The following is a 12,449-nucleotide window of genomic DNA, read 5'->3' as shown; positions in this document are numbered from 1 at the left end:
TAGGGAGAAACACTATCCTTTAAATAAAAAGTCCAGTGCGCCGGCGGAATAGAGCAGAACCAGAACGACGAGTATCGGGGCGATATAACGCACCATAAACAACCAGATCCGAAACCACGCCGCCGTAAGCCCCGCTTCTTCGGCCGCGTTTTTCCAAACCCAGCCCACAAAGATCGTCACGATCAGGCCGCCAAGCGGCAGCATGATGTTCGAGCAGACGAAATCCATCCAGTCGAAAAACGTCTTGCCCCCGAAATCCAGTCCGCTTACCGCCCCGCCTACCGACACGGCCGAAGGGATGCCAACCAGGAAGAGAAGCACCGTAATCACCGTTACCGCAAGCCCGCGGCTCCAGCCATACCGCTCGCGAATAAAGGCAACCGGCACTTCCAGGAGACCAACTGTCGAAGTTAACGAGGCAACCGCAAGAAGGATAAAGAATAATCCGCCAAAAAGACTGCCGAGCGGCATCGCTGCAAAAGCAGCCGGCAACGCCACAAACACAAGACCCGGCCCTTGGCCTGGCTCGATCCCGAATGCAAAGGACGTAGGGAAAATAATCAAGCCTGCCAGGAAGGCATACAACAGATCGCCTAGGCCAATCGCCATCGTGCCCGCGCCAAGCGACTGTCTCTTGTCCACATAAGCACCGTACGTAATCATTGTTCCCATGCCAAGGGAAAGGGAGAAGAACGCATGTCCTAGCGCAACCAGGGCCGATTCGGCCGTCAGCTTGCTGAAATCCGGACTAAGGAAGAACGATACGCCCTCTCCTGCCCCGTCAAGCGTCAAAGCGCGGACAACGAGGACCAGAAGCAAAATAACAAGGCCCGGAATAAGGATCTTGTTAAACTTCTCAATCCCGGCCGACACGCCTTTAATAATAACTGCCGCCGTAAGCACCAGCGCCAGAAGCATCCACCATACCGGCTGCCAGCTGCCGATGAAGGCATTGAACTGGCCGGAGTAATCCGTCGTCGTAAACAGCTGACCCGAGAATGACCGGACCGCATAATACATCGTCCAGCCTGCGACAACGGAATAGAACGATAAAATCAAAAATGGCGCTGCGATCATGAGAAATCCAAGCGCTCCCCAGCCCTTTTGCTTGGTCAGCCGGTTAAAGGAGGTCGATACGCTGCCGCGGCCGCCGCGGCCGATCGCAAGCTCGGCCATCAGGACCGGCAGGCCAACAGCGAGAAGGCAGACAATAAACATGAGGAAAAATGCCGCGCCGCCGTATTTGCCGGTGATATAAGGGAATTTCCACATGTTGCCGAGACCAACCGCACTGCCGATCGCCGCGAAAATGAATCCTGATTTCGAGAACCGCTCTTCCCCATCGGCAAGCGATGGAGCAGCCGTACTCTTGTTTTGATCAACCATCTTACAAACCTACCTCTTTCCTTGTGTCTTCACCAGATGTCGTTAAAACCTATTATTTGCTCCCAGTTCGAGAAAAAACCGGAATGGTTATCGTACTATTTTTCATACGTTCATACAAGAACCAAATGAGTGGAACGGATGGTGATCGCGCCATGGCAGCACAACCGATTGTCGTCTTCCCTCCCGGCGGCTGGCGCGGAATTCCGTCAGGCGTTCAGGACTGGCTGGAGGAGCTCGCCGCAAAAAGAAAGCTGCTGGCATTTGCCGACGATGCTCCAAACGGAATCGAGTCTCTCGGCTTGGAGCAGCTGAATAACGTGGAATGGGGCAGCGTCGCCGCTATTGTTATGCACCCCGCCTGGGTGCATATTGCCGTGCCGCTGAAGCCGCACTGCCTTATTGCCATGCTGCCCGGACCGGAATCTAATGAAGAAGAGTTGTGGAGCAAATGCCGCGCCTGGCTATGCGCGTATGCCACGCTTGTCGTGGCCGGTACGGAGGCCTTCTATCTGGAACAGTGCTTCCGCCGCGGCAGCGTCTTTCTAATGGACGGGATGGACGAAACCTCCGATCTGTTCGCCCGGCAGGCGGTGGAATGGCATAGCGACGGCTTCGAGTCCGACATGCTTATCCGCCTCCAGCAGCGTCATAGGGCCAACTGGCGGAATGAGCTGCTTCGGAAGCAGGAGCAGGAGCAGGCGGCGGGCAGCAAGCCAAGCGGCTATGCAGACGGTCTCTTTTTCCATTCGGTCTACCGGTATTTGACCGGCGAACCCGAATACGCGCGACAGCATCTGCTTGCCTCCTTCGAACAAATGCTGCACGAGGGCCGCAGGGATACGCTTCAGAACGTCTACCGGTTCCTGTCCGCCATCGAGCTGGAGCAGGGACATGTTCAGGACGCCGTACGGACCTACGGCTACACCGCCCAAGGAGAAACGGAATGGCGCAATGCCGAACAATTATCCGGATGGCTGGCTGCCGGGAAGCGGGAGCTCGCCAAAGCCCAGCTATACCGGCTGAATGACGATTACCGCAAAGCGGCAGCTCTGCTGGAGCCGCTTGCGGATGATCCGGAAGCCCGCGCGCTGCTTGCTGCTACTTACATTACGACGGGCCGGTTAGACAGCGCTCTCTTGCTCGGCAACGACGGGCTCCGCAGGTCGGCGGGCGACCGCCGGCAGTGGCAGCGTCTGCAAGGAACGGCTCTTCTGCTTAAAGGCAAGCGGCATGAAGCCATCCACTGCTTTCTGGAGGCAGGAGAGCACAGGCAGGAGGAATTAAACGGCATGATTGACCTGGCGGTTATGGATGGCGTTGCGCGGGAGCTGACACGGGGAGATAAGGAGGCTGACTAAAGAATGGCCAGCGGTCTCGGAAAAGGCGGAAGAAAAATAACGGGCAATAAATTGACCGCCATCATGCAGGTCCGCAACGAAGCCGGACGTTATCTGGAAGCGGCCCTTGCGGATTTGTCCGGCTTTGTAGACGAGATTGTCATCGTGGATGACGGAAGCACGGACGATACGCCGGAGCTTGCCGCATCGTTCGGGAAGGTTGTGAAGCTGGTACGGAATAAGGATTCGTTGTTTCATAAAGAATGGCTGCTGCGCGAGCAGCTGTGGCGGGCGGCGGAGGAAACCTCGCCGGATTGGCTGCTGGCCGTGGACGCGGATGAATTTTACGAGGACTGCGCAAAAGCGGCCATGAGGGAGCTTATTAACCAGGATGACTACGATACCGTTTCCTTCCGGATGTACGATTTCTGGGATTCGGTCACCCACTACCGGGAGGACGACTGGTGGAATCTCCATCAGCGGCCTATGATGACGCTTGTCCGCTACTTGCCCGGCTTCCATTATGCGTATCCGAAACGGGCGCATCACGCCACCCGCCTTCCTTTTACCTATAACGCATTGCCGGGCCTCGATACCGACCTTCGGATCAAGCATTACGGGTGGGCGGGAAGCACCGAAGAGCGGCGGGCGAAATACGACCGTTATATGAAGCTCGACCCGCAGGGACAATGGGGCAATCTCGGCCACTACGCTTCGATCCTCGATCCGAATCCAAGGCTGATCCGATGGCAGGAGAGGGAGCGCCGCGATGGGTAAGACGATGGCAAAGCCGAATGCCGTAAAGACGGTGACGATATTGACCCACAGCTATTTGAACGCTTACGGACAGGATTATTCCCGGTTGTTCGGAGGCGGGCTGGAGCGGTATGTCCATATGTTATGCCGGGCGATCAAGGAGCTTGGACTCACTCCGGTTGTTTATCAGATGACGTATTACGAGGCTTTTGACACCATGTACGAAGGCGTTCGGGTACGGGGCTGGCCTTTTGAAGCCGATAAGATTACGGAGGCTTTCGAGCGGATGGCGGAATCCGCGGAAGGCCTGCTTATCTATGCCAGCTGCATCTGGCATCCGATCCGGTACCGCCCGGGAAGCATCGGCATCTGCCACGGCATCAATTGGGACACTCCTTCCATTGCGGCCGAGACGAAGGCGGCGATCGCCCGGCATATTAATCAGGCGCTTCGGCAATTGGACCTCGTGGTGTCGGTCGATTCGCATTTTCAGACGTATTGCAGGGCGGTGTGCGAGTATGAGGATCCGGCCGTTATTACCCTGCTTCCCAATCCCGTGGATACCACGCGGTTTGTTCCCCGGAGAGGTGGCGCTTCTCTTTCCGCGGAAGGGCTGCGGGTGCTTTTCCCGAGAAGGCTAAGCTTTGAGCGGGGGCTTGTTACGATGATGCTGTCGGCGGATGAACTGCTGAGCCGGTACCCGGCTCTGACCGTGGAATTCGCCGGCGAGCTGATTGACGGGTCTATGATGGCGGCGGCCTTTTATTTATGGAAGGAGGCTCATCCTCACCGCGACCGCATCCTCCACCGGACATATACGTTCGAGACGATCCGCGAGGCTTATCGTCAAGCGGATATTGCGGTCATCCCAACGTTGTTCTCGGAAGGGACCTCCCTCTCCTGCCTGGAGGCGATGAGCTGCGGCTTGCCCGTTGTCGCGACCAATGTCGGCGGGCTGAACGATCTTATCGTCAACGGCGTAAACGGCCGCCTGATCCCAACTTCGGCAGAAGCCGCCACCGCGGCCGTCAGCGAGCTGATCGAGCAGCCTCGATTGCGCCGCCGGTTGGGCGCAGCCGCCCGGCGGGCGGCGCTCGCATTCGATCAATCGCGCTGGCTCGCCGAATGGAAGGCGATTATTACTGCGCAGCTTGCGAAAAGAGAGGCGGAAAGGCGCTGATGGCTCAGTGCTATCGCCTGCCTGCTACGTTGCACGTTGTACAGGATATTCGCCGATCTAGGCTGTTTCTACGGAATACGCTGCGCAATTTGCAGTATAACCTTCAGAGATAGGCGAATTGAGGTAGGTTTTAGCGCAATATCCTGCAGAAAGCGCAGGATATACCTGTAAATGGACCTGCAAATTCCAATTACACTGTATTTCGTGCAATGGAAGAAGTCATATGCGCAAGGGTTCGCAAGCTGTATAGCACGGAACATAAGAGCTTACAAGCTGTATAGTACCGAGGTTACACGCAGCATCAGCTCCCGCTCGCAGAGCAAGGGCGCTGCGAGCGCAGGGACCTGCGCGGCGCCACGGGCGCGCGCCGCCAGCGCTGCCGCGAGCCCCGCCGCTGCGGCTCGCGAGACCCATGGCTGCGCGGCCGCTTCGCGCGCAGCCGCAAACTGCGCCGCCGCGGCGGGCATGTCGCCCGCGGCGAAGTGCAATGCGCCCGCGGCAAGCCGCGCGGGCGCCCCGGGCTGCGCTGTCGTGCGCAGCCTCTGTGCCGCGGCCAGCGCGGGCACAGGCGGCGCTGCGCCTAGCAGCGCGCACCACTGCAGCGGCGCCGCGGGAACCGGCGCCGCCATAGGCGCTGGCGCGGTTGGGCAAAGCCGCAGCCACGCGGGCCAGGCACGCACGCGGAGCAGCGCGTGCGCAAGCCCGGCGGGCGGCGGCTCAGCCCGCCCGCGATCCACCCAGGCAAGGGCGGCGAGATACTCGCCCTTGCCTGGGTACGCATCCGGCAGCTGCGCCCAGCGCTGCCGGGCAGCGGACGGATCGCCCTGCTGCGCGGCGAGCAAGCCGCTCCAAAAAGCTTCCCCCACCGCCAGTCCTTCCATCAGCCGGCCGCTTACCTCGGGCTCAAGCTGCAGTCCGGCGTCAGCCAGCAGCTCCAGCATGAAGCGGCAAAGCCTATGATCGCCGGTGGCTGCCGCGCGGTCGGCAGCAGCCATCCAATGCCTTCTATATTCAGAATCAAGCGTACCGAGCAAAATCAGCCTTTCCCATGCCGGCCGATAGCCGGGATTAGCCTCAAGCGCTGCCGCATAGGCTTCGGCTGCCCGATCCCAGTTATAGCTGCGTTCCGCTGCATAACCGGCGGCGAGCATCGTCCGGTAGCTCCCGGAGCCAGCGGCGGAAGAGTAACGCGCGGACGGTATGCCAGCCAAGCATGCCCGCTCCAGCACCAACCCGGCCTCGCCCGGCCGATCCATCTCCATCAGCACCGCCGCGTAAGCTTCATGCAAATCCGGAAAATCGCCGTACCTGGTTAACCCGCTCCGGGCATACCGCTCCGCTTCCTCCAGCCTGCCAAGCGCCCGCAGCGCATGGACCAGCTTCAGCCATATGTCGGATAAATAGCCGGAGTCTTCAGCCGCTTCTTCCCCGTTCACCATAGGCTCCAGCCATTCGGCCGCCCGCTCCCAGTCCCCGTAAGTAAAATACTCCGTCCCCATCGCATACCGCAGAACCGGATTTTCCGGTTCACGGTTCAGGGCAGCGAGCAAGATCCTTTTATTTCGCTCTTTCTTCCCGCGTCTCACCATAACGGCCTGCCGGTACCCCTCATGAAGCACTTCAACCGGGGCAAAACGCAGGGCTTCTTCTCCGCAGGCCGAGACGGCCGTTGCCGCTTCCTCGTGAATAGCACCGGAGAACCGGATCCTCGGATCGTTTCGGAAAAGCCGGCAGACCGCGTCCGAGACCTCTTCCTCCCCGCCTATGCCTTCAACCCTGCTTCTGATCTCTATTAAATAGCCGTAGCATTGCTCTTCCGACAGCAGCAGCCGTCTCCAATCCTCCATGGGAAGCGGGAGAAGCCGTTCATCCGCATCCAGCACCAGAATCCACGGCTGAGAGGCCTGCTGGATTGCCGCATTGCGGGCCAATGCAAAATCATCCTGCCAGGCAATCCGCAGCACATTTGCACCGTAAGCTTCCGCTATGTCTGCCGTCCGGTCTGTCGAGCCCGTATCCGCCACTATGATCTCCGAGCAATAAGGAGCCGCCGCGGCCAGACAATCCGGCAGGAATAATTCCTCGTCCCGGACAATCATGCACAGCGATATCGGAAGCTTCTCTTCCATCCCGGCCCCTCCTTACCACCCTTCAAATCCGGGTAGCAGCAGGCGGATGCTTTGAAGGGCTTGCCTTTCGGCAGAGCGCTCCTTCGACTGCTGTACCCGTTCCAAATACTGCTCCGCACGTTCCCTCCAGTATGCCGCGGATGACAGCGTATCTTCCGCCTCGTCCTTGCCAAGCCAGCCCGCAAAAGGCAGCCCGCCGTAATCCCCGTCGCGCAAAGCATTCGCCTGCACGGAAAGAGAGTGCCGGAGCCCGGGCTCCTTATACAGTTCCGCTTGCCATTCCAAATACGCAACCGCGCTGTCCGGACAGCCGCTGGCAACCATCACCCCGGCCAGCTTCAGCATAGCCGCTTCATCCGGGCAGGAGATCCGCCTTGCCATCCATGCGGCAAGCTGGCCTTCGCGGCCGGCGGCCCGCATGTATTTGCAAAGCCGGAAAAGCGGCGGCAGCAAGCTGGGCTTAAACCGCAGCGCCTTCATGTAAGCTTGCTCCACGCCCTGCTCGTCATGCATCGCTTCATAGATTCGTCCTTGCAGATAAGCCGTCCGGAACGTCCCCATTCCGCCCTCCGTATGGTAGCGGGCGGGCGCCGCTCCTAGCTCCAGCGCTTTTTCGGCGGCTTCCATCGCATTCTTGAACCGCCCGGTGCTTGCTGAGCAAAGCGCGATATAATGCCACAAATCCGTATAGTCGGGAAAAATAGCCGTGCCTTCCTTCGCCGCAGCCGCGGCTTCCTCCCATCTGCCAAGCAGCTGAAGGCTAAGAGATTCGTATTTCAGCACCAGATGCGCGTATGAGAGCTGCTCGAAGCCGACGGAACGCTTGGCAATCCGGAACGCTTCGAGCGCTTCCGCCGCCCGGTTATTCCGTAAATATTCAACCCCGATATTATAGCGGTGGAACGTATTGCCCGGGTCCTCCGCAAGCGCGAGCTCGAGCAGCTCCATATTGCGCTGCAGCTTGTTTTTCTCCGCAACCACCTGGGTCCGATAGCCATAGTGATGGATAACGACATCGGTGAGGTGAAAACGGGCCGTTGGGTTTTTCCGCAAAATCGAAAACGAAATCTGTTCATGAATCCGCCCTTCGAACCGGTGGGCAGGGTCATTCCGGAACATCCGAAGCACGGGATGGATTGTCGAGCCTTGATCATGGTCCGGCCCAACCTGGTTTCTGATCTGAAGGAGCAGGGCGGACAGTTCCGCATGGCCGGCATACTCGAGCAGCTGAGATTTTGTTGCCGCATCCAGCTGTTCATCCGCGTCAAGAAACAGAATCCATTCCCCGCTGGCCCGCTCCACCCCTATGTTGCGCGCTTTGGCAAAATCATGCTCCCACCCGCTCCGGATTACCTGCGCTCCGTACCGCTCCGCTATCGCAATGGTCTCATCGGTCGAACCGGTATCGACGATAATGATCTCGTCAGCTATGCCAAGCACGCTGTCGAGACAGCCGGGCAAATGCTTCTCCTCGTTCTTAACGATCATGCATAAGGAAATCCGCTTCCGCTGTTCCGCCATTCACGCGCCTCCTTTGCCGTCCGTTCCAGCTGGTCTGCCAGCCCATCCACTCCACTCGGAGCAATGCTTCCTGCAGCTTCATCCGGTCCGGCTCCGACCAGCTGCCATCCCAATTGCGGGTTCCGCTGTACTCATCCGGCTGGAGAGCTTCAATAGCAAGCTGCAGGCATGCGGCAGCGGCTCCCAATCGCGCTCTTTGCGCGTAAACGCCGCTTTTGTCGCTTTCCGCCGAACTATCGAACAAGGATAAGGCTTCGTTGTACAGTTTTTTCAAATACAGCAGTTCCCCCAGACGGAAGGCTTGCTCCCCGGTCAAACGGCCCTCCTTCTCGAAACGGTCCAGCATTTGTTCAGCGGCGGCATCCACGTAACCGTGGTCATAGAGGAGGGTTTCGAAGTATGGCTTCAGTCCGTAAAAGCCGCCTGCCAGCCGGTGCGCAAGACGCAGCATTCCCCGGCTCACCGCCGTATCCAGCCAGCGGACGGCCGCAGCGAGCTCCTGCTCCTTCGCGATTTTGTCCCGCGGCCCTTGCCCCGCAGGAAGCCAGCCGTTCAGCTGCTCCGCCTCGCGGGCAACGCTTCCTCCTCCAAGAACAGCCGCCAGCTCCTCCCGGCTGATCTGCACCCCGTCATTCCAGCGGCATAAAGCCCAGTCCATGCCTAACTGAAGGGTCTCAATGGAAGGCTCTTCTTCTGAGTACGGATGAACCGCCTGAAGCCAAGCCCGAATTTGCGAGGCCGCCTCCGCATATTGACCGGTCCCGATCAGACAGTCCGCAAACCCTCGTATATCGGACAAAGTAAGCTTTATTGCTATCGGGTCGCCAACTGCTGACGCGGATGTTGACTGGACCGCTTCCCTCCATAGAGGCAACGCCATACTGTTGGCGCCGATACGGCTTAAGACGCGAGCCATCAGCTTATGCGGCTCTGCACCTTCATTACCGGTAAAACCGCTTAACTTCTGACGGATCTCCTGGTCGGACACGCCAAGCTGCTGAAGGTAATCCGCCCAGGCAGACAAAGCCTCTTCCCATCCCGGCTTGGCGCCAAGCAAGGTTTCGTATGCCAGCAGGGCTGCATTAGCCTCCCCTGTCCGCTGCAATACGGATGCCAGGCGAAGCTGTGCCAGGTAGCTGCCCGCTCCATTTTCGGAAATATAGGAATGGGGTTTTGCGCCTGCTTCGAGAGCAGTCTCATAAGCCTCCTTTGCCTCCATCAGCATTCCTGCCGCCGACAAGCTGTTGCCCTGCAACATATACAGGTCCGGGTAATCGGGATACCGGAGCGTCTCCCCCCGAAGCAGCTCGGCAGCCTCCCCATTCCGGGATAGAGCAAGGAGCGCGGTTGCGTAATCTCTAACCAGCGTCGGCCGGTAGGGAGCGGTCAGAGGCGTGTAGACAAGCGCTTTGTCGAAGGCCGCCGCCGCTTTTTCGGCATTTCCAAGCTGGCATAACGTAACCCCGTAATTGTATAGACAAAAAGGGTCATTCGGCCGCTTGGTCAGCTGCCTGGAAATGACCCGTAAATTTCGTTCCGCTTTGGATTTGCGCCGCAGCACATCCGGCATGTACCCGATATGGGCAATGTGAGGAGTCCCGGCGCATAGCGGACCGTCCACATCCATCATGATGCTGCCGCCCTCCGTCTCCCGGACACGGACGAGCTGCTCGTGAATTTCTCCATAATAGGAGTAGCCGCGGTCCGCACGGAACAGACGCACGGCTTCGCTCGTCATGCTGCGTCCCGTATTGGAGGCATCGAGCAGATGCTCCATTCGCAGCCGGTAAGCGGACGAGTCGGCTTTTCGCAGCCTCTGCCTCAGCGACTGCAAATCGCCCCTCAGCCGTTCATCCGCATCCAGAACCAGAACCCATATGGTGCGCGCGTGCTCTAATGCCAGATTGCGGGCGGAGGAGAAGTTATCCTCCCACTCCGCCTTAATCACTCTTGCTCCATACCGCAGGGCAATGTCCACCGTTCCGTCCGTCGAACCCGTGTCGACAACGATGAGCTCATCGGCTATGCCGCGAATGCTGTCCAGGCATTCCGGAAGCATATCCTCTTCATTGCGTACGATAATGTGAACACCGAGCAGCATTTTATAACCCTCCTAAAAAGAATTAGCGCGGTTTTTGCGATAATTCTTACTTCGTAAGCATAAGCCAAGAATTAGCGCGGTTTTTGCGGTAATTCTTACTTCGTAAGCATACGAGCGCGGTTTTTCGATAATTCTTACTCGTAAACCTGCGCTTATGTGCCTTGGCCATTGAAATATACGTCGACGGTGGTTGGGCTTCCGGTCGTTGTCGAACGGTAGGCCAGTCTCGTATATTTCAGGAAACGCTGCGGAACCAGTACGTCAACCGAGCCTACCGCGATTCCCGTTACGCTCTCCACGTCGGTATACCAGTTCGTTCCGTTGGCGCTGATCTCAACGCGTGCAGTCGCTGCATTGGTTCCCGGGCCTTTGTTGTAGACAAAGTAAGAATAAGTGCCGAATACGCTGGTCGTAATGGCCGGCACAGCCGTATATGCATCTGCTGTTAGGTTATTCAGGTTCGCTACTTCTTGGAAGCTCTTTTGAGAAATTGAAGTGACGCTGCTTAAAGTTCCCGCCGTAATCGTTGCTCCCAGCAACGCAGTCACGGTACCGGCTGTAATCGTCGTGCCAAGTACGGCATTTAACGTACCTCCGGTTATCGTTGCTGCAGACACCGCTACTGTACCTGCGGTAATTGTCGTGCCAAGTACCGCCGTCAACGTTCCGGCCGTAATCGTTGCTCCTAGCAACGCATTCAGCGTGCCCGCTGTGATTGTTGCGCCAGACACTGCCACCGTGCCGCCCGACAGCGCAACTGTCCCTCCGGAGATAGCCACCGTACCGGCTGTAATCGTGGTGCCGAGCACGGCTGTAATCGTTCCGGCTGTAATGGTTGCTCCCAGCAACGCATCCAGTGTTCCTGCCGTGATCGTCGCGCCGGACACTGCCACCGTGCCGCCTGACAGCGCAACGGTCCCTCCGGAAATCGCCACCGTACCGGCTGTAATCGTCGTGCCAAGTACGGCATTTAACGTGCCTCCGGTTATCGTTGCTGCAGACACCGCCACTGTACCTGCGGTGATTGTTGTTCCAAGTACCGCCGTCAACGTTCCGGCCGTGATCGTTGCTCCTAGCAACGCATCTAGCGTACCAGCTGTGATTGTCGCGCCAGACACTGCCACCGTACCGCCCGACAGCGCAACGGTTCCTCCGGAGATCGCCACCGTACCGGCTGTGATCGTCGTGCCAAGTACCGCCGTGATAGTACCGGCCGTGATTGTTGCTCCTAGCAACGCATCCAGTGTTCCGGCCGTGATCGTGGCACCAGACACCCCCACCGTGCCGCCCGACAGCGCAACGGTTCCTCCGGAGACCGCTACTGTACCCGCCGTTATCGTGGTGCCGAGCACGGCTGTAATCGTTCCGGCTGTAATGGTCGCGCCTAACACGGCATCCAACGTTCCTGCCGTAATCGTCGCGCCTAGCAAGGCATCCAGTGTTCCCGCCGTAATGGTTGCCCCCAGCAACGCATCCAATGTGCCCGCCGTAATGGTCGCACCGGACACTACCACCGTTCCCCCGGCTATTTCGAAAGTACCGCCCGATACCGCGACTGTACCTCCTGAGATCGCTACCGTACCCGCCGTTATCGTGGTGCCAAGCACGGCGTTGATGGTTCCTGCGGTAATGGTGGCGCCAAGCACGGCATCTACCGTCCCGCCCGTAACCGTTGCGCCAGACACGGCGACTGTGCCGCCCGATACTGCGACCGTTCCTCCGGAAATTGCCACCGTACCGGCCGTAATCGTGGTGCCAAGTACGGCGCTGATCGTGCCGCCCGTAATTGTAGCGTCTACCGTTCCTCCGGACACGGCCACCGTTCCGGTCACCCCAACCGTGCCGCCGGAGATAGCGACTGTCCCTGCCGTAATCGTTACACCCAGAATACTGCTGATCGTACCGTCAAGCATTACGGTAACCAGATTACCGCTTGTGTCCACAGCCAGCGGCCGCGCCGTATCCGTACTGTCTTTTCCAAAGATTAAAGTGCGTAAATTATCCGGATTCGGATTAAATGTCGAAAAATTGGGCATTCC

The 12,449-nt window shown here is 58.6% G+C and carries 8 protein-coding genes; 3 read left to right on the top strand and 5 right to left on the bottom strand.

Annotated elements, in window-relative coordinates; translation table 11 throughout:
- Positions 1 to 12: 12 nt before the first annotated feature.
- On the bottom strand, positions 13 to 1,386 hold the full coding sequence (locus tag CFI03_RS05070; RefSeq protein WP_248756692.1) for a sodium-dependent transporter: 1,374 nt from the start codon (positions 1,384 to 1,386) through the stop codon (positions 13 to 15).
- A 152-nt stretch (positions 1,387 to 1,538) separates the two neighbouring features.
- On the opposite strand from CFI03_RS05070, the gene CFI03_RS05065 reads away from it, so the two are divergent.
- The 3 genes from CFI03_RS05065 to CFI03_RS05055 are packed head-to-tail and all read left to right on the top strand — an operon-like array spanning position 1,539 to position 4,659.
- Positions 1,539 to 2,744 (top strand): tetratricopeptide repeat protein, encoded by a 1,206-nt coding sequence (locus tag CFI03_RS05065; RefSeq protein WP_248756691.1) that lies wholly within the window; start codon positions 1,539 to 1,541, stop codon positions 2,742 to 2,744.
- A 3-nt stretch (positions 2,745 to 2,747) separates the two neighbouring features.
- Entirely contained in the window at positions 2,748 to 3,500 is a 753-nt protein-coding gene (locus CFI03_RS05060) for a glycosyltransferase (protein ID WP_248756690.1), read from the top strand.
- Positions 3,493 to 4,659, top strand: coding sequence for a glycosyltransferase family 4 protein (locus tag CFI03_RS05055; RefSeq protein ID WP_248756689.1), 1,167 nt, complete (start codon positions 3,493 to 3,495; stop codon positions 4,657 to 4,659). The genes CFI03_RS05060 and CFI03_RS05055 overlap by 8 nt, the downstream gene beginning before the upstream one ends.
- 266 nt (positions 4,660 to 4,925) lie before the next feature.
- Here CFI03_RS05055 and CFI03_RS05050 read toward each other — a convergent pair whose 3' ends face one another.
- The 4 genes from CFI03_RS05050 to CFI03_RS05035 all read right to left on the bottom strand — a co-directional run bounded on the left by CFI03_RS05050 (position 4,926) and on the right by CFI03_RS05035 (position 12,446).
- Positions 4,926 to 6,788, bottom strand: a complete 1,863-nt coding sequence (locus tag CFI03_RS05050) for a glycosyltransferase (protein ID WP_248756688.1) — start codon at positions 6,786 to 6,788, stop codon at positions 4,926 to 4,928.
- A 12-nt stretch (positions 6,789 to 6,800) separates the two neighbouring features.
- Positions 6,801 to 8,309 (bottom strand): tetratricopeptide repeat-containing glycosyltransferase family 2 protein, encoded by a 1,509-nt coding sequence (locus tag CFI03_RS05045; RefSeq protein WP_248756687.1) that lies wholly within the window; start codon positions 8,307 to 8,309, stop codon positions 6,801 to 6,803.
- The gene (locus CFI03_RS05040; RefSeq protein ID WP_248756686.1) at positions 8,266 to 10,410 is read right to left on the bottom strand and encodes a glycosyltransferase; all 2,145 of its coding nucleotides are present in this window, start codon (positions 10,408 to 10,410) and stop codon (positions 8,266 to 8,268) included. The genes CFI03_RS05045 and CFI03_RS05040 overlap by 44 nt, the downstream gene beginning before the upstream one ends.
- Positions 10,411 to 10,562: 152 nt before the next feature.
- Positions 10,563 to 12,446: a DUF6385 domain-containing protein gene (locus CFI03_RS05035; RefSeq protein ID WP_248756685.1), complete on the bottom strand. Its 1,884-nt coding sequence runs from the start codon at positions 12,444 to 12,446 to the stop codon at positions 10,563 to 10,565.
- Positions 12,447 to 12,449 lie beyond the last annotated feature (3 nt).

Origin of the sequence: Paenibacillus sp. ATY16, assembly GCF_003399985.2 — a bacterium.
In the GTDB taxonomy this organism is placed as follows: Bacteria; Bacillota; Bacilli; order Paenibacillales; family Paenibacillaceae; genus Pristimantibacillus; species Pristimantibacillus glycanilyticus.
This window is presented reverse-complemented; position numbering and strand designations above follow the sequence as displayed.